General features: G+C 54.1%; 19 protein-coding genes. 5 read left to right on the top strand and 14 right to left on the bottom strand.

The genetic code is table 11. The features are described 5' to 3' along the window. Positions 1-395 precede the first annotated feature (395 nt). The gene (locus NM10_RS10095) at positions 396-944 is read left to right on the top strand and encodes an NADH peroxidase (protein WP_020311478.1); all 549 of its coding nucleotides are present in this window, start codon (positions 396-398) and stop codon (positions 942-944) included. Positions 945-1057: 113 nt separating this feature from the next. Here NM10_RS10095 and NM10_RS10100 read toward each other — a convergent pair whose 3' ends face one another. Beyond that, on the bottom strand, positions 1058-1981 hold the full coding sequence (locus NM10_RS10100) for a LysR family transcriptional regulator (RefSeq protein ID WP_036243998.1): 924 nt from the start codon (positions 1979-1981) through the stop codon (positions 1058-1060). Positions 1982-2118: 137 nt separating this feature from the next. On the opposite strand from NM10_RS10100, the gene NM10_RS14725 reads away from it, so the two are divergent. Genes NM10_RS14725 through NM10_RS10110 form a run of 3 tightly spaced genes read left to right on the top strand, consistent with a single transcriptional unit; the run spans position 2119 to position 4453 of the window. Further along, entirely contained in the window at positions 2119-2568 is a 450-nt protein-coding gene (locus tag NM10_RS14725) for a universal stress protein (RefSeq protein WP_020311480.1), read from the top strand. Continuing rightward, on the top strand, positions 2555-3019 hold the full coding sequence (locus NM10_RS14730; protein ID WP_020311481.1) for a universal stress protein: 465 nt from the start codon (positions 2555-2557) through the stop codon (positions 3017-3019). Before NM10_RS14725 ends, NM10_RS14730 begins: the two co-directional genes overlap by 14 nt. A gap of 27 nt (positions 3020-3046) precedes the next feature. Next, on the top strand, positions 3047-4453 hold the full coding sequence (locus tag NM10_RS10110) for a radical SAM protein (protein ID WP_239639703.1): 1407 nt from the start codon (positions 3047-3049) through the stop codon (positions 4451-4453). 82 nt (positions 4454-4535) lie between these two features. Here the strand turns inward: NM10_RS10110 and NM10_RS10115 are convergent, their stop codons facing one another. The 10 genes from NM10_RS10115 to NM10_RS10155 all read right to left on the bottom strand — a co-directional run bounded on the left by NM10_RS10115 (position 4536) and on the right by NM10_RS10155 (position 12610). Next, positions 4536-5228, bottom strand: a complete 693-nt coding sequence (locus NM10_RS10115) for a TVP38/TMEM64 family protein (RefSeq protein ID WP_020311483.1) — start codon at positions 5226-5228, stop codon at positions 4536-4538. A 45-nt stretch (positions 5229-5273) separates the two neighbouring features. Continuing rightward, positions 5274-6338: an anthranilate phosphoribosyltransferase gene (gene trpD / locus NM10_RS10120; RefSeq protein WP_020311484.1), complete on the bottom strand. Its 1065-nt coding sequence runs from the start codon at positions 6336-6338 to the stop codon at positions 5274-5276. Positions 6339-6423: 85 nt separating this feature from the next. Continuing rightward, a complete protein-coding gene (truA, locus tag NM10_RS10125; RefSeq protein WP_020311485.1) occupies positions 6424-7206 on the bottom strand; it encodes a tRNA pseudouridine(38-40) synthase TruA in 783 nt (260 codons plus the stop codon). After that, a complete protein-coding gene (locus tag NM10_RS10130) occupies positions 7206-8003 on the bottom strand; it encodes an energy-coupling factor transporter transmembrane component T family protein (RefSeq protein WP_020311486.1) in 798 nt (265 codons plus the stop codon). Before NM10_RS10130 ends, truA begins: the two co-directional genes overlap by 1 nt. Further along, positions 7993-8865 (bottom strand): energy-coupling factor transporter ATPase, encoded by an 873-nt coding sequence (locus NM10_RS10135; protein ID WP_020311487.1) that lies wholly within the window; start codon positions 8863-8865, stop codon positions 7993-7995. The genes NM10_RS10130 and NM10_RS10135 overlap by 11 nt, the downstream gene beginning before the upstream one ends. Next, entirely contained in the window at positions 8850-9689 is an 840-nt protein-coding gene (locus tag NM10_RS10140; RefSeq protein ID WP_020311488.1) for an energy-coupling factor transporter ATPase, read from the bottom strand. Before NM10_RS10140 ends, NM10_RS10135 begins: the two co-directional genes overlap by 16 nt. A gap of 24 nt (positions 9690-9713) precedes the next feature. Beyond that, positions 9714-9920 carry a nucleoside recognition domain-containing protein gene (locus NM10_RS15050; protein WP_256378982.1) on the bottom strand — a complete coding sequence of 69 codons (207 nt, stop codon included), beginning with the start codon at positions 9918-9920 and terminating at the stop codon, positions 9714-9716. Then, positions 9917-11818: a ferrous iron transport protein B gene (gene feoB / locus NM10_RS10145; protein ID WP_256378983.1), complete on the bottom strand. Its 1902-nt coding sequence runs from the start codon at positions 11816-11818 to the stop codon at positions 9917-9919. Before feoB ends, NM10_RS15050 begins: the two co-directional genes overlap by 4 nt. After that, positions 11811-12041: a FeoA family protein gene (locus tag NM10_RS10150; protein WP_020311489.1), complete on the bottom strand. Its 231-nt coding sequence runs from the start codon at positions 12039-12041 to the stop codon at positions 11811-11813. Before NM10_RS10150 ends, feoB begins: the two co-directional genes overlap by 8 nt. 11 nt (positions 12042-12052) lie before the next feature. Further along, positions 12053-12610, bottom strand: a complete 558-nt coding sequence (locus NM10_RS10155) for a DUF805 domain-containing protein (RefSeq protein WP_020311490.1) — start codon at positions 12608-12610, stop codon at positions 12053-12055. Positions 12611-12726: 116 nt separating this feature from the next. Between NM10_RS10155 and NM10_RS10160 the strand changes: the two genes are divergently transcribed. Next, positions 12727-13188, top strand: coding sequence for a hypothetical protein (locus NM10_RS10160; protein ID WP_020311491.1), 462 nt, complete (start codon positions 12727-12729; stop codon positions 13186-13188). A gap of 267 nt (positions 13189-13455) precedes the next feature. Here the strand turns inward: NM10_RS10160 and NM10_RS10165 are convergent, their stop codons facing one another. The 3 genes from NM10_RS10165 to NM10_RS10175 form a co-directional block, all read right to left on the bottom strand. Then, positions 13456-14283 (bottom strand): undecaprenyl-diphosphate phosphatase, encoded by an 828-nt coding sequence (locus NM10_RS10165; RefSeq protein WP_020311492.1) that lies wholly within the window; start codon positions 14281-14283, stop codon positions 13456-13458. Between the two features lie 192 nt (positions 14284-14475). After that, positions 14476-14943, bottom strand: coding sequence for a BREX-3 system P-loop-containing protein BrxF (gene brxF / locus NM10_RS10170; protein WP_020311493.1), 468 nt, complete (start codon positions 14941-14943; stop codon positions 14476-14478). A 112-nt stretch (positions 14944-15055) separates the two neighbouring features. Next, positions 15056-16333: a hypothetical protein gene (locus NM10_RS10175; protein ID WP_020311494.1), complete on the bottom strand. Its 1278-nt coding sequence runs from the start codon at positions 16331-16333 to the stop codon at positions 15056-15058. Positions 16334-16379 lie beyond the last annotated feature (46 nt).

Genomic DNA, 16379 nt, shown 5'->3' on the forward strand with positions numbered 1-16379 from the left:
TTTTCCAGGATCGTATAATCGGCCGCACCGGCAGCCATGGTCCCACGACAAGGCCATCGACAGCAGGATGCATGCTACTTTTTTCTTCCACATTAGGCGTAACCTCCAAAATTCAGTCTCTTTCTATGCTAATCGTATCGTCTTGGCTTTTTCTGAATACTACCTCCATTATATAAGACTCATGTATAAATTGCAATAAAATGGTGCCGCCTCGCCCCTCCAAGGCCTTATTTTTTAATCAATAATTATTTTCAATTAAAAGTTTTACAAAATTACTCTTGATTTTCCCCCATCAGTCTGTTACAATGTAGCCATAACAAATAAAAGTTATTTGTTAGTATTCAGTTAATATCCATTTTATTCAAAATGTATTATAATATCAGGAGGAATGAATGATGAAAAAATTTGTATGCGGTATCTGCGGTTTTGTTTATGAAGGTACGGAAGCTCCGGAAAAGTGTCCTCAGTGCGGCGCTCCGAAAGAAAAATTCACGGAACTCGTCGCTGGTGTCAAAGAATACGCTGACGAACATCGCGTAGGCATCGCTAAAGGCGTCGACGAACGCATCCTCGAAGGCCTCCACCTCAACTTCACAGGCGAATGCTCCGAAGTCGGCATGTACCTCGCTATGAGCCGTGTCGCTGACCGCCAGGGCTATCCGGAAGTCGCTGAAGCCTACAAACGCATCGCTTTCGAAGAAGCTGAACACGCTGCTAAATTCGCTGAACTCCTCGGCGAAGTCGTTACGGACGACACCAAGACCAACCTCGAAATGCGTGCTGCTGCTGAACAGGGCGCTTGCGCAGGCAAGAAAGAAATCGCAACCCTCGCTAAACAGCTCAACCTCGACGCTATCCATGACACTGTTCATGAAATGGCAAAAGACGAAGCTCGTCATGGCCGTGTATTCGATGGCCTCCTGGCTCGTTACTTCGCAAAATAATCCGTTTGGGAATGCAAAAAGCGCTGTCTTATAAAGACAGCGCTTTTTTTAGTGGTTAGTGGTTAGTAGCTAGTGGTTAGGGGATGGCAGAAGCCGCTACGCGACAGCGCTTTTCAACCAGCGACGTCACAGATGACGCGGATGACGGCTTTATCGGCCTTGGACAAGTAACGTCCCCGTTTATAGGCCAGGACGATATCCCAGTCGTCCAGATAGGCCCGCAGGGAAAAATACTTCGGTTCCACAGCTGGGATATTGGCCAGAGCCAGGCCACCCGGTACGATAGCCGCGCCGACGCCGATGCCGGCCAGGGTCTGGGCCGTGGCCATGTCCGTCGTTTCCAGGGCCACTGTCGGCGATATATCCAGGGCTTCGACAAGGGCAAAAAAGGAATGGCGCAGTTCCTGGCCTTCTTTCATGACCAGGAAGGGATGGCCGTCGAGGCTGTGATAATCAAAGACAGGATAGCGGGAGTGGAGGCCCTCGTCATGCAGCGGTTCCCGCCCCAGGCCCCAGTCCGGCGAGACAGCCAAGAGCAATTCTTCCCGGAAAAGTTCGATATAATCCAAGTCCCTATGCCCTGTAGGCTTAACGACGATAGAAAAATCCGTCTTTCCCTGGATGGCGAAATCTTCCAATTCCCGCGTCGTCCCTTCTTCCAGGCAGATATCGATGTGCGGATAGCGTTCGTTGATGATGGGAATAGCCCGCGCCAGGATGGTCGAACTGCGATAATTGGAACTGCCGATGCGCACGGTGCCGCCAACGGTCTGCCCCAAATCCTGGATACGCTGTTCCCGGACCTTGCACAAGTCCTGGATCTGCCCTTCGATGTCCAGATAGATACGCCCGGCTTCGGTCAAGGTCACAGGCTGATGGGAACGGTCAAAGAGTTCCGCACCGACATGGCGCTCGATGCGGCGGATGAACTGGCTCAACGACGGCTGGGTGATGTATAATTTTTCGGCTGCCGCTATGAAACTCCCTGTCTCAGCAATTTTACGGATATATTCATATTCACGTCTTTCCAACTCCATAAAAGCTCCTTTATGTAACAAAAAATATTCGTATACCTAATTATAACACAAGAGCTATAGTTCGTATACGGCAAAACCACTTTGACGCCAGCCTCCTTCAAGGCTATCCTAAAGGTACCCTTGAAGGAGGTATTTTTATGAAATCATATCAGCATATCCTCGTCCCTATCGACGGATCCGATCATTCTAAACAAGCCTTGCAGCACGCCATCGACATCGCCAGGATCACTGGCGGTGCCATTACCCTGCTGAGCGTCGCCAATATGGCCGATATCATCAACCAGTTCGGGCAAATGGAAAATACGAGTGAACTGACTATGGATGAAATGACGGCTTCGGCCCAGGCCAACAGCACAGGACTGTTAAAAAAATTTGCCGCCATGATACCCGCTTCCCTGTCAGTCCAGTCTATTTTTGAACTCAGCGCCCCGGAAGCGGCCATCCTGGCAGAACAGAAATCCCAATCGGCAGACCTCATCTGCATGGGCCGCGGCGGCGGCCAGGCCCTCAAGAATTTTCTTCTCGGCAGCGCTCAGCACTTACGTCATCACCCACGCACCCTGCCCGGTCCTCTTGGCCCGCGATGAAAAGAAAGGCCCATACCGGCATATCCTGGTGCCCGTAGACGGGTCTGAATCGTCTTTACAGGCCCTGAAACAAGCCGAAGTCCTGGCCAAAGGAGATGGCGCTTCCCTGACCGTCCTCTACGTCGCCAGCGTCAGCGACAGCCTGCGCGATACGGCCATCCCCAATACGCTGGAACCGCATAAATTACAGGAATTAGCCGCTCACATGCGGACCAAGGGTCATAACGCCTTCCTGCGCTGCCAGGAAGAATTGTCATCTCAAGTCCCCTTGCAATGCCTGTATAAAATCGGCTCGCCCGGTCCGATCATCTTACAGACCGCAGCCGATACGGAAACGGACCTCATCGTCATGGGCAGCCGCGGCCTGAGCCGTATCCAAAGCGTCCTCCTGGGCAGCGTCGGCCGCTATGTATCCTCCCATTCAGGCCTTCCCGTCCTCATCATCCGCTAATCATTACTTCATTAAACTCCTCAGGAGATGATTCCCTTGAATAAACTCATGTATAAAGCCCAAAAAGAATCGGTCGCCCTCCTGGTCAACCGCATCATGGCCGAAAAAAATCCAGAAACCCGTAAGAAGACTTTGAAACGACTGACCACGATTATGGAAACCTTCTTCGGTGACTTATTTGAAGAAGAATCTTTTGCCAATGCCCGCAAGCTCATTGACGAAGGCGGCAAGTGGTTCCAATTCCTCAACCGAGCCCTGGATACACTCAACCCCAACGTAGTCCGTACAGCCGTCATGGACCTGGGCTTTGAATCGGGCTTCTACGGTCTGCGTACGCGGGACGAAGCCAAAGCCAAATATCACTGCAATATTCCCTGGGCCATCCTCTTCGACCCGACCAGCGCCTGCAACCTGCACTGCATCGGCTGCTGGGCTGCCGAATATGGTCACACCCTGAACCTGTCCTACGATGTCATGGATAAAATCGTAAGCCAAGGCAAAGAAGTAGGCTGCCATTTCTACCTCCTCACTGGCGGCGAACCGCTGGTCCGCAAAGCGGACATCCTGAAACTTTGTCGGAAACATCCGGACTGCGAATTCCACGCCTTTACCAATGGGACCCTCATCGACGATGCATTCTGCCAGGAAGTCGTCAAGGTCGGCAACCTCAGCTTCTCCCTCAGCGTCGAAGGCTTCCGCGAAGTCAACGACAGCCGCCGCGGTGAAGGCGTCTTCGACAAGGTCATGCACGCCATGGACCTACTGCGCCAGTACGGTATCGTCTTCGGTACTTCCATCTGCTATACCCGTAAGAACATCCAGACCGTCACATCCGATACCTTCCTCGACCTCCTCATCAGCAAGGGAGCCTGGTTTACCTGGTACTTCCACTATATGCCCGTCGGCAACGATGCCTCTGTCGATTTACTGCCCACACCGGAACAGCGTGCTTATATGGTACGGCGTATCCGTGAAATCCGCAGCGTAAAGGGCGGCAAACCCATTTTTGCTATCGACTTCCAGAACGATGGCCAGTTCATTGATGGCTGTGTCGCTGGCGGCCGCAACTACTGCCATATCAATCCTAACGGCGACGTCGAACCGTGCGTCTTTATCCACTACTCTAGTGCCAACATCAACGACCAGGACCTCATCACCTGTCTCCAGCAGCCCTTATTTAAGGAATACGCAAAAGGGCAGCCGTTCAACCACAATCATCTCCGCCCCTGCCCGATGTTGGAAAATCCCCAATCCCTCGTCGATATGGTCAAACGGACGGGAGCCAAATCGACGGACATGCAGTCACCAGAATCGGTTGAACACCTCTGTGCTAAATGCAAAGCCTATGCCAAGCACTGGCAGCCGACAGCCGATAAGTTATGGACTGATATCGTCCAGGACGATAAAAAATCGTCAGAACAGGAAATCTCGTAAAAAAGTAAAAAATTAAACCTATCCGCTAACAACTAACAACCTGAAAGGAGCTGTCGCGATGCGACAGCTCCTTTTTTTTACTTCACCCTATGATATCGGTTTTTTTTATGTGACGCTTGCGCCACCAGATGATGCCATAAATGAAAGAAACGACGGCTACCAATATGAGCAGGCGGCCCCAGTGTTCCTGGATGCGCAGGAGGTCATGGCCCAGCCAGACTTCGACCAGGACGGCCGGCATCTTGCCGAAGAAGTTGGCAATGAAGTGGTCGCGGTAAGAAATATGGCTCAAGGCACTGAACGCCGTGACGACGACATTCGGTGCATACGGGATGGCCCGGCCCATCATGACTGTCTTGATACAGCTGTAAGAATCGAGTTTTTCCAGCATCTTGCTCTTGGAAATGACCTTCTGGGCCTGCTTGCGGAGCAGCGTCCGAGTCAGTCGGAAGCTGATTTCAATGCCGATGACTTCGCCGATCCAGGAAATGATGATGCCCGGAATGAGGCCGAAGATGATGCCGTTGACGGTCAGGAAGGGAATGGACGGCAGGCCGATGGCATTGACAAAGGCAATCATGAACACGCTGATGCCGATGGCATAGAAGCCAAAAGAGGCAATGTAATCGGCTAACCCATCCAGATCACCACTGACGGTCAGATGCCACATGATCGAATAAAAATCAGGTGCCATGAGCTGAATCGATAAAAACATCAAGACGACTAAGATGCCCCCGCCGATATGAAGGAGCCAGCCTAAATATTTATCATTCATAGAAATGCGGTCCTCACGTAATAATGAATTTTTTCGTACCCTTTATTATACCATATCTTCCGGGTCCCTGTCTGCTATGAGCTTCACTTTTTCCGCCTGTCCCAGGCGCTGGCTCAGGATGAGGAAGTCATCGAGTTTCTGCCGGGCCAGGCCGCTGTCGATGAGGCGGGCTGCCTTGCGGACGCCGGCATAGAGGTTGAGGACACTGCCGCCGACGTAGAGACCGGCGCCGGCATTGAGGAGGACGGCTGTCCGGGCCCCGCCCTTGCGGCCGTCGAGGACGGCGCGGGTAATGGCAGCATTGTGCTTGGGCAGGCCGCCGCGCAGTTCGTCCCGCGAAGCCCTGGGCAGGTTGAAATCTTCCGGCCTGATTTCATACGTCGAAAACGATTCTGGCGTAAATTCGCAAATCGTCGTCGCTGCCGATGCCGAGATTTCATCGCTGCCGTCCTGACCATAGACGACCATGCCGTGGCGGACGCCGAGGGCAGCCAGGACATGGGCCATGGGTTCGACCAGGTGCGGCGCATTGACGCCGAGGATCTCATAGACTGCATGAGCCGGATTGGTCAAGGGCCGCAGGACATCGAAGACCGTATAGATACCCAACTGTTCGCGGACGGCATCGATACGTTTCATCATATAATAGTAGTAACGCGTATAGAAATAACAGAGGCCGATCTGCCCCAGCATATCCAGGCAGCTTTCGGGGCTGAGGAAGATATTGGCCCCTAAGGCTTCCAGAACGTCGGCAGAACCACTGCGCGACGTCTTGGCCCGGTTGCCGTGCTTGGCGACGCGGACGCCACCGGCGGCGATGACGAAAGACGCCGTCGTCGAGATGTTGAAGGTCTTGGTCCGGCCGCCGCCGGTCCCGACGATGTCGAAGACGTCCATCGTACAGGGAACATGCATACTGTATTTCCGCATGGTCCGGGCAAAGGCCGTGATTTCCCGCTCTGAAGCGCCTTTCGTCGTCAAGGCTGCCAAAAAAGCAGCCAACTGGACGTCTGAAATCGTCCCTTCCATGATCTGCTCCATGACGATAGCGCTTTCCCGTTCGCTAAGGTCTTTTCCTTTAGTAATGGTTTTCAGTAAGCTGGTCAGCATGGTCCTCACCTCCGCCTGAAAAAAACGGAACTATACTATTCTCTTTTATTATAGCATATTATGCCCATCAGCGCTGTAAAAAAGCTCATTCTCCTTCTAATTCGGCAATGCGCCCTTTCAGCTCCCCTTCATCATAAAAGACGGTCTCCAGGCACAGGCCCTGGGCCGGTGCCGTCGCCCCGAGCTGAGTCCGGTCGCCGCTGGCGAGGATTTCCCGGAAGCGCTCCGGTGTCAGGCGGTGCAGGCCCAGGTCGACGAGGCCGCCGGCAATGTTCCGCACCATATGGTAGAGGAAGCCGTCGCCGACGACGTCGATGTCTAGGACATGGCCCCGCTCATGGAGGGTAATGGAATACATCGTCTTCACAGGATTCATGGGCGTCGTATTCTGGCCTTCAAAAGCAGAAAAATCATGCGTCCCCAAGAGGATGGCCGCCCCTTCCCGCATGGCCTGCCGGTCCAGGGGCTTGCGGATGAACCAGGCATAGCGCAGGAGAAAGGGGTCGTGCATGCGGTTGTTGTCGATGGAATAGCGGTAATGCTTGCCCACATTATCGTGGCGGACGCTGAAGCGATTGGGCATTTCCCGGGCCGACAGGACGGCAATTTCCGGCGGCAGATAGCCTTTCATGGCATAGGGAATCTTTTCCGTCGGAATCGATTCCTGACCATAGAAATTGACGACCTGGCCGCGGGCGTGGACACCGGCATCCGTGCGGGCGGCGCCATAAATCGTAATAGGCGTCTGGAAAATAGCCGACAAGCCCTGTTCGATGCAGCCCTGGATCGACTCGGCGTTGGTCTGGCGCTGGAAGCCGTGGAAATCCGTACCGTCATAGGCGACGACGAGGCAGATATTCTTCTTCATCATAACCACCGCATAGCGGCCAGGACGGCCGTGACAATCAGGACAGCCGCCATGGCGATGCCGTCCCGATAGGTATAGGACAATTCATTCATCCGCGTCCGCCCTTCACCGCCGCGGTAGCAGCGGGCTTCCATGGCCGTCGCCAGGTCATCGGCCCGGCGGAAGGCGCTGACGAAGAGCGGTACCAGCAGGGGGATCATGTTCTTGCCGCGCTGCAAGAGGCTGCCGCTGGTAAAATTGGCACCCCGCGCCGTCTGGGCCTTCATGATGCGGTCCGTTTCTTCCAAAAGGGTCGGGATGAAGCGCAGGGCAATGGTCATCATCATGGCCAGTTCGTGAGCCGGCACACCGATGCGCTTAAAGGGATTGAGCAGGTGTTCGATGCCGTCGGTCAGGACGATAGGCGACGTCGTATACGTCAACAGCGACGAAAAGACGATGAGGAAGACCAGGCGGGCCGTCATGAGGGCCCCTTGATACAGGCCTTCTTTGGTGATGTGGAAAATGCCGTACTGCCAGAGGACATCGCCTGGCGTCGTGAAGATATGGACGCCCATGGTGAAAATGATGATGACCCACAAGGGCTTCAGCGACTTGACGATGAACTTCGCCGGCAGGCGGGAAATGGCGAAATTCAAGGCCACGAAGGCCGTGACGATGGCATAGGATGCCAGGGAATGGGCAAAAAAGATGGCGACGATGAAGATCATCGTAGCGACGATCTTGATGCGCGGATCGAGTTTATGCAAAAAAGACGTGCCAGGAAAATACTGGCCCAAAGTAATATCAGTGAGCATGGCCCTTGCCTCCTTTCAGGCAGTCAAAAATAGCCTGTGCCCCTTCTTCGACCGTCCGTACCCGGTCGTCGACGGCAAAGCCCCGGCCCTGGAGATATTGGAGGGCACCCGTTACAGGCGGCACGGACACGCCGGCATCGTGCAGGGCCTGCTGCTGAGTCGCAAAGATGTTCAGCGGTTCGCCGTCGAGGACGATATGGCCGTGGGACAAGACCAGGAGGCGGCTGGCCAGGCGGGAAATATCGTCCATGTTGTGCGATACCAAGATGACGGTAATGCCCTTTTCCTGGTGCCAGCGCTGGATTTCCGAAAAGATTTCCCGCCGGCCGATAGGATCCAGGCCGGCTGACGGTTCGTCCAGGATGAGATACGACGGATGGATGGCGATGACGCCGGCAATGGCGACGCGGCGCATCTGGCCGCCACTCAGGCGGAACGGCGAACGGTCGGCATAGGTCTTATAATCGAGGCCGACGAAGTCCATGGCTTCTTTGACCCGTTCTGTGATTTCTTCTTCGCTCAGACCGAAATTGCGCGGCCCGAAGGCGATGTCTTTGGCAATAGTTTCTTCAAAGAGCTGATACTCCGGATACTGGAAGACCATACCGACTTTATGGCGCACGGCCATGGCTTCTTTCGTCTTCTTGCCGATATCCGTCCCGTCGACGGTCACCGTTCCGGAAGTCGGCTTGATGAGGCCGTTGAGGATCTGGACCAGCGTCGACTTGCCCGATCCGGTATGACCGATGATGCCGACGAATTCCCCTTCATGGATTTCGACATCTGTATCGTAGAGGGCCGTCTTTTCAAAAGGCGTCCCGATGCCGTAGGTATAGGTCACGTTGCTTAACTTAATTGACATAATGCATCTCCTAATTCTTCCTCGGTAATGATGGAGTCCGGCAGGTCGAGGCCTTTCTGGCGCAGCCGTTCGGCCAGTTCCGCCGCTACCGGTACGTCGAGGCCCATGGCCTTCAGCTCTTTGACGTGCGTAAAGACGTCACGCGGCGCCCCGTCCATCTTCAGTTCGGCCTGGTCGACGACGACGACCCGGTCGGCCTGGACGGCTTCTTCCATGAAATGGGTGATGATGATGATGGTAATGCCTTCGTCATGGAGCTGGTGGAGCGTATCCATGACTTCCTTGCGGCCGACAGGGTCGAGCATGGCCGTCGGTTCGTCGAGGACGATGCAGTCGCACTGCATGGCCAGGATACCGGCAATGGCGACGCGCTGTTTCTGGCCGCCGCTCAGGAGGTGCGGTCCGTGCTTGGCATAAATGGTCATGTTGACGCGGCGCAGGGCATCGCTGACGCGGGTCTTGATCTCGTCCGACGGGACGCCGAGGTTTTCCGGGCCAAAGGCCACGTCTTCTTTGACGACGGCGGCGACGATCTGGTTATCCGGATTCTGGAAGACCATGCCGACGTGCTGGCGTATCTTCCAGATATTGTCGGGGTCATCGGTCCGCATGCCGCAGACTTCACACGTGCCGGACGTCGGCGTCAGGAGGACGTTGAAATGCTTGGCCAGCGTCGACTTGCCCGAACCGTTGGTCCCGATGATGGCGACGAACTCGCCCTTGCCGATTTCCAGGGAAATATCCTTCAAAGCATAGACCACCTTGCCGTCTTCGTCTTCATAGGTATGGCTGAGATGATCCGTTTTTATCATAGGTTCTGTCATACTGCACTCCTTAGTTATTAGTGATTAAAAAATCCGACTTCCGATCTGATAGACGACGAAGGTCAGGACCCAGGCAACGGCAATCTGGAAACAGACGGAGAAAGCCGTCCACTTCCAGCTGTGCGATTCGGCGTGGATCGTGGCTATCGTGGCGGCACAGGGAATATAGAGCAGCGAGAAGAGCATCATGCAGTAGGCATTGAGCTGAGTAAAGCCGCCTTGGCTCATCATAGAGCCAAAGCCGCCAGGGCTGCCGGAGAATTGATGTTGACGCCATCGAAGAGGACGGCGAAACTGGATACGACGACTTCCTTGGCCGAAATGCCAGCGATGAGGGCCAGACAGATCTGCCAGTACCCCAGGCCGATGGGCGCAAAGAAAGGCACGATGGCCTTGCCGATGATGGCCCCGAAACTGTCGGCCATATCGCCATAGCCGGCAGGGCCGAAGTTGAGGATGAACCACATGAGGATGGAAGCGGCAAAGATGACTGTACCGGCACGGCTCAGGTAATCCTTGATTTTTTCCCAGACATAGACGTAGACCGTATGGGCACTGGGCCGCTTATATTCCGGCAGCTCGATGAGCAGGTCGTTTTCCTTTTTCTCATGACTGAAGAGATTCATCGCCTTCAGGGCTGCCAGGGCGACGACGATGCCGATGAGGTACATGGAATAGGCGACAATCATGGCATTGTGCGGGAAGAACATGCCCGAAAAGAGGATGTAAATGGGCAGGCGGGCACTGCAGGACATGAAAGGCGTAACCAGCATCGTCCGATAGCGGTCGCGTTTATCCTCCAGAGCACGCGACGCCATGATGGCCGGCACACTGCAACCAAAGCCGAGGATCATGGGGATGAAGGCCCGGCCCGACAAACCCAAACGGTTCATGATATCGTTCATGACATAGGCCACGCGGGACATGTAACCGCTGTCTTCCAGGATGGCCAGGGCAAAGAAGAGGATACAGATGTTGGGCAAAAAGGTCAGGATGCCGCCGACGCCGGCGATGATGCCATCACAGACCAGGGAAATGAGCATATCGTCAGCCCCCAGCGAAGTCAGGCCGCCTTCAGCCAGGGCCGATAAAGTATCAATGGAGCCCTGGAAGGAATCCTGGACCATATCGCCGATGAAGAAAGTCAGGAAAAAGACGATGGCCATGATGGCCAGGAAGATGGGGATGCCCAGCCATTTATCGGTCAAGTAGCGGTCGACGGAATCCGTTGCCGCTGCTTTCGACGCCTGGTTGACGACGACTTCATGGATGATTTCTTCGATGAAGGCATATTTTTCGGTGATGATATCCGTTTCATAACTGCGGTCCAGGACGTGATGGACGTCGTCGACGGGATACTTGGCCGTAATTTCCGGGTCCCTTTCGATGAGCTTCAGCGCATGCCAGCGGTGATTGTACAAATCGGGATATTTGTCATGCAGGAGCTGGCGCACGGCGTCGATGCGGTCTTCCATGGCGTCGCTGTAGACCATGGCGAATTCACTGTGATGATTATGCTGATGATGGGTATGGTCTGAATGGTTGTGGATGAGCCGATCCGGGTGGACGTGGTCCTTGTGGTGCACGGCCGCATGGAGCAGGACGCTCAGGCCGCGGCGCTTCAGGGCCGATACGGGGATGACCGGCACGCCGAGCATTTCCGGCAGGCGGTGCAAGTCGATTTCCATGCCCCGTTTTTCGACGATGTCCATCATGTTCAAGGCGACGACGACGGGTTTCCCCAGTTCCAGGAGCTGCAAGGTCAGGTAGAGATTGCGTTCCAGCGCCGACGCGTCGATGACATCGACGATGACGTCGACATCGTCACTGAGGATGAAATTCCGCGAAACCTGTTCTTCCATGGTGTACGACGTCAAGCTGTACGTCCCGGGCAGGTCGACGAGATGAATGTGATAGCCGTGGGCATTGATGGCGCCTTCAACTTTTTCGACGGTAACGCCGGGCCAGTTGGCGACCTTGAGGTTGGCCCCCGTATAGGCGTTGAACAGCGTCGTCTTGCCGCAGTTCGGATTGCCGATGAAAGCGACGGTCATTTCCTTTTTTTCAGCCTTGACCGGTGCCTTCTGGACCTGCGGCTGGCCAGCCTTTATTTTTACTTCGCTAGTCATGGTCTTTCCCCCTTATGCCGATATGCGACGAAATGCCCTTGCCCAAGGCCAGGCGGGTGCTGCGCATCTTGATGATGACCGTCCCTTCGTTCTTATTATTGAGCACGGAGATTTCCGTCCCTTCAATCATGCCCAGGGCCTGGAGGCGCTTTTCCGTCTGGTCCGGCAAATCCAATGTTTCGATGATATAGTCGTGTCCGATTTTTCCTTCTGCTAAGGTCATGCTACCGCCCCCTATCGTGCCCGTTCCGGACCGTAAGCGTTATCGCCGGACGTCCCCTTGACCGTGAACAAGCCTAAATAGGATACAGCCATGATCGACTGGGCTGCCGTCGCCGCCGTATCCTGTCCCAGGACGGGCAGGACATAGCTGGCCAGGTAACAAATGAAGGGAACGGCAAACATGAGGCCGGGCTTATTGATGTCGTGACAGCGCCGGACGCCCAGGGAAATCTGGGACCAAATAGCCGGAATGGACAGCAGAACGAAGATGATACCGAAGATGATGGCATATTCCATATGATTGATTAAAATAGATTCGACGATCTTGCTGTAGAGGATGATGGAAAACATGAACTGGGCGAACATCAAGATCAGCGTCCGGAAAATAAAAGGCCGGCGCTGGATGCGGCCGGTAAAGCGGAAATACTTGGCCTTCAGATCGGCAAAGTCGCGGAAACTGACCAGGCTGTTTTCACTGCCCGGACCGACAGGCATGGCAAAGCCGCGATGGATACGTGCCGATTGGCGGGACCGCTTCTTCAATTTAATTTTTTGATTGCGTTGAGACACAACGATTACCTCCTATAAAATACTCTTAGTATTATCCTACTATATTCATGGCCTCGATTCAATTCATTTCCGGCAAAATATGCTATAATAGAAAAAATTACTTCAAGGAGGTCCTTATGGAATCTACTGTCTTTACGAATCTGCGCGGCTCTGAAGGAGCCCTGACCTTTAATTTTTTCTGTGAATCCCTGATCACGTCGCTCCACACCTTGACGCACGTCATGGAAGACGCCGGCCTTGCCGTTCCGGACAACGTCGGCGACATTGCCGATGCCTTGGGAGAAATGGGCAGCCACCTCATGGAAGACTACCAGCGCGGCGAGCTCGACTTAGGCCGCTTCAAAGATGAAATCCTCGACTTCTACGACCTCAACTTCGCCGTCAACGACGCCCTGGCCTTGGCCATCATGAGCCATGACGACCTGCAGTATTACTACTACGTCTATATGCAGGGCCTGTACATCTTCTTCCCCAACATGATGGAAGCCTTCAACGCCGACATCGACGACGCCAAGATCATCCCCTTCCTGGACGAACTGGCCAACGAATTCCGCCAGCTCGCCGGCAGCGGATTGTGATGGCGTCTGTGGCCTAGTGGCTCGTGGTTGCGGCCCGTTGTGGGAATCCCGCCATCGGCATCCGTAGGGGCGACCACGTGGGGCGCCCGCCATGGGGATCCCGCCAACCTGATTCAAAAAAAGGGGCTGTCGCACGTACGACAGCCCCTTTTTAGGGTTAGCAGCTAGTGGCTAGTGGTTAGGGGATGGCTTTAAATTTAAAGGTTTTCTCTGACAACTACAAGCTCCGTACTACAAACCATACTCGCATGATGGCAGGCCAACGCCCTACAGGATGAAGAAGTAGACGAAGGAAATGACGGCTACGACGAAACGGTAGTAGGCAAAGGATGCCAGCGTCGACTTGTTCATGAATTTCAGGAACCAGAGGACCGAGATGTAGGCGACGATGAAGGCCGTAATGAAGCCGATGACGATCATGACCAGGTCGTTGCCGCTGAGGTCGCTCAGGCTCTTCAAGAGGTCATAGAAACAGGCGACGATCATGACCGGTACGGCGATGATGAAGGAAAAGTCAGCTGCTGCTTTCCGGCTGAGGCCCAGGAAAAGGCCGCCGGCAATGGTCGAACCGGAACGGGAAAAGCCGGGCCATAAGGCCAGGATCTGGAACATGCCCGTCAGGAAGGCCTGGGCAATAGTCATCTTTTCGACGTCGTTACAGACCGTCTTGGTATGGGACTTTTCAGCGACGAGCATGAAGATACCACCGATGATGAGGCCGATGATGACCGTCCCTGCCGAAAAGAGATAGGTCTTGATGGCGTGGTGGGCCAGATAGCCGATGCCCATGACCGGCACGATGCCGGCTGCGACGTGGGCCAGGGTCAGTCCCGTATCGGTGCGGAACCAGTTTTCCCGGCGGAAGAGGTCCCAGCAGCGGTACTGATGGAGCATGCGGATGAACTTCTCTTTATAAATGACGATGACCGACAAGATAGCGCCGAGCTGGATGAAGACTTCAAAGACGCTGGCCCGGGGACCGGTAAAGCCGAGCATATCGCCGACGAGAATCATATGGCCTGTCGATGAAACTGGCAAATATTCCGTGACCCCTTCGACGATACCCAGGATGACGGCAATAATATAATCACTCATGTTTTTAACTCCTTTTCGCTGAATACCTGATGAAATGTTTACAACAATACTAGAAAGTATACCACAATGGCAGGTAAAAAAAAAAGTGCTGCCGCGCAAAGAGCTTTTCTTTGCGGGACAGCACTCATTCTAACAAGTATCTATGAAAAAACGATTGCGAAAAAATAACGAATCTTTAAATTACGCCTATTTTTATTCGTCGAGGCAAATGACGTGATTCGGGTTATCGATGACGAATTTAGCATATTTCGGATCGCCATTGTGTTCAAAATACAAAGTATTGCCTTCCAGGCTGCCGCGCCAGCTGACGATAATCGGGCATTCGCGGCTCAACTTCTTCAGCATCGCTACGGGGTCGAGGTTCAGGATCGGTGCGAACAGGAATTCAACATTATCAATCATGACAACACGGGCATTGAGACGATGAATGGCTGCCGACACCAGGGCAATGGCCTTATCCGGGCGGTCAGCGCGGGGGATTTCCAGGAATTCGTCATCAAAGAGTTCCCGGGCTTCACAGATTTTCCAGCCATCCTGGAATGTCAGTTCACGAATCAAGCTGCTCTTGCCGGAACCGGGTCCGCCAATGAGAATCAACAATTTTTCATCGTCCTGGGCAATGTACTTCCACCGTTTTAAAACATCTGCATCTGTAACCATGAAAATCACCTTCGTTTTCTTATATTATTTATTTTATTATACCTAACTTTCATCATATAAGTAAAGCATTTTTGCTATTTTATTTTGACATATGACAAAACAATATGTATCATCATTTCAATCCATACCGTTCCATCGGGTCCTGGATGTTCTTGATCGGCGTCGACGTCAGGATGATGTCATCGACATAGGGCTCGTTGTGACGCACGACGATGACCAGGGACACGCCTTTCTGATAGGGACTGTCATAGTAATAGGCGTCGACGGATTTTTCTTTGTCCGGCCCCCATTCAACGCGGTCCGGCCGGCCATATAAGGCCAGGATCGTCGAGACATGATAACCCAGGGTCGCCCCGCGGCCAGTATAGGCATTATTCGTCAAGAGGAAGACTTTCTGCACGATATTGCGCCGGTCCACTTCGACGCCGTAATCGCCATAGAGCCAGAAGTTGCTGTTATTGCGCTTGACCAGGTTGGTCCACATGTTGTACTTGTTCGGCTCGAAAGGCTGGTTGAGGCCAAAACCCATGAGGGTAAAGTCCCGTTCGCCCAGTTTCATGCGGTCCGCCGGTTCGTCCCCCGTAATGTACGGCGGCCGCACGGGCATGAGGGCCACGCGTTCGATGCGGCGGTTGCCGATGGCAAAGACGTACATGACATCTTTCCGCGGACTTTCATAAGTGAAGTAATAGACATTGGCATCGGCATCGCGCAGGACCGAATCGGGCAGGCCATATTGGCGCAGCAGCACTTCGGCCGGATATTTCAGGCGTACGTCCCGGCCGATTAGGATGTTCGTCCCAGCCGACAGGAACATCGATTCCGCACCGGGCAGGACGGCTTTGCGCGTATCGGCACTGTGGCGCAGGCTGTCAGCCGTCTTGTTGCGGAAAGTAAAGCGCATCTTCAAGTCCTTGTCGTTGTACTGCATGGTCGTATAGTGGGTGCTGCGGGAAAACTTCGCCGGCGGCCCAAAAATGCGCTTGACCTTGGCCGGGCTGTCGCCGTGATGGATGCTGCCGATGTAAAAATCACTGGCCTGCAGGGGCGGAATGGTCAGCGTATCCAGCGAATCGAGGAGGACGCAGTCATCATCCGTCGGTACATGGGCCGTTTCTTTTTTGCTGTCTTTATTCTCTTTGCCGTCTTTATCGGATTTATCCGCTTTGCCGGTTTTGTCATCGGACTGGGGCGCGACGGCCTTGATGGCCTTATCGGCGTCCTTCTGGGCAGACGGAACGGTCCCGGCTTTCCCGCCGGCATCCACTGCGGCTGCAGTGGCAGTCCCGGTCAGGGCCTTTTCCGGCTTTTCAGCTGGTGCCGCCCCCGTTGCCGGCCCCCAGGCCAGGCAGGCAGCGAAGACCAGCGCAGCCATGGCTGTACATTTCATAGCGTTCCTCCTTCGTAGGATTGAGAAAACGGAGCTGTCCAATGAA

The sequence above is a fragment of the Megasphaera sp. NM10 genome (assembly GCF_000417505.1).
GTDB lineage: Bacteria > Bacillota > Negativicutes > Veillonellales > Megasphaeraceae > Megasphaera > Megasphaera intestinihominis.

Bases quoted from the DNA above. Each gene is read 5' to 3' on its own strand.
- NM10_RS10095 (WP_020311478.1), top strand. From the start codon at position 396: ATGAAAAAATTTGTATGCGGTATCTGCGGTTTTGTTTATGAAGGTACG.
- NM10_RS10160 (WP_020311491.1), top strand. From the start codon at position 12,727: ATGGAATCTACTGTCTTTACGAATCTGCGCGGCTCTGAAGGAGCCCTG.
- NM10_RS10115 (WP_020311483.1), bottom strand. From the start codon at position 5,228: ATGAATGATAAATATTTAGGCTGGCTCCTTCATATCGGCGGGGGCATC.
- NM10_RS15050 (WP_256378982.1), bottom strand. From the start codon at position 9,920: ATGATGAGCCAAGGCGGCTTTACTCAGCTCAATGCCTACTGCATGATG.
- NM10_RS10165 (WP_020311492.1), bottom strand. From the start codon at position 14,283: ATGAGTGATTATATTATTGCCGTCATCCTGGGTATCGTCGAAGGGGTC.
- truA (WP_020311485.1), bottom strand. From the start codon at position 7,206: ATGAAGAAGAATATCTGCCTCGTCGTCGCCTATGACGGTACGGATTTC.
- brxF (WP_020311493.1), bottom strand. From the start codon at position 14,943: ATGGTTACAGATGCAGATGTTTTAAAACGGTGGAAGTACATTGCCCAG.
- NM10_RS10135 (WP_020311487.1), bottom strand. From the start codon at position 8,865: ATGTCAATTAAGTTAAGCAACGTGACCTATACCTACGGCATCGGGACG.
- NM10_RS10130 (WP_020311486.1), bottom strand. From the start codon at position 8,003: ATGCTCACTGATATTACTTTGGGCCAGTATTTTCCTGGCACGTCTTTT.
- NM10_RS10100 (WP_036243998.1), bottom strand. From the start codon at position 1,981: ATGGAGTTGGAAAGACGTGAATATGAATATATCCGTAAAATTGCTGAG.
- trpD (WP_020311484.1), bottom strand. From the start codon at position 6,338: ATGCTGACCAGCTTACTGAAAACCATTACTAAAGGAAAAGACCTTAGC.
- NM10_RS10150 (WP_020311489.1), bottom strand. From the start codon at position 12,041: ATGACCTTAGCAGAAGGAAAAATCGGACACGACTATATCATCGAAACA.
- NM10_RS10140 (WP_020311488.1), bottom strand. From the start codon at position 9,689: ATGACAGAACCTATGATAAAAACGGATCATCTCAGCCATACCTATGAA.
- NM10_RS14725 (WP_020311480.1), top strand. From the start codon at position 2,119: ATGAAATCATATCAGCATATCCTCGTCCCTATCGACGGATCCGATCAT.
- NM10_RS10175 (WP_020311494.1), bottom strand. From the start codon at position 16,333: ATGAAATGTACAGCCATGGCTGCGCTGGTCTTCGCTGCCTGCCTGGCC.
- feoB (WP_256378983.1), bottom strand. From the start codon at position 11,818: ATGACTAGCGAAGTAAAAATAAAGGCTGGCCAGCCGCAGGTCCAGAAG.
- NM10_RS10110 (WP_239639703.1), top strand. From the start codon at position 3,047: ATGATTCCCTTGAATAAACTCATGTATAAAGCCCAAAAAGAATCGGTC.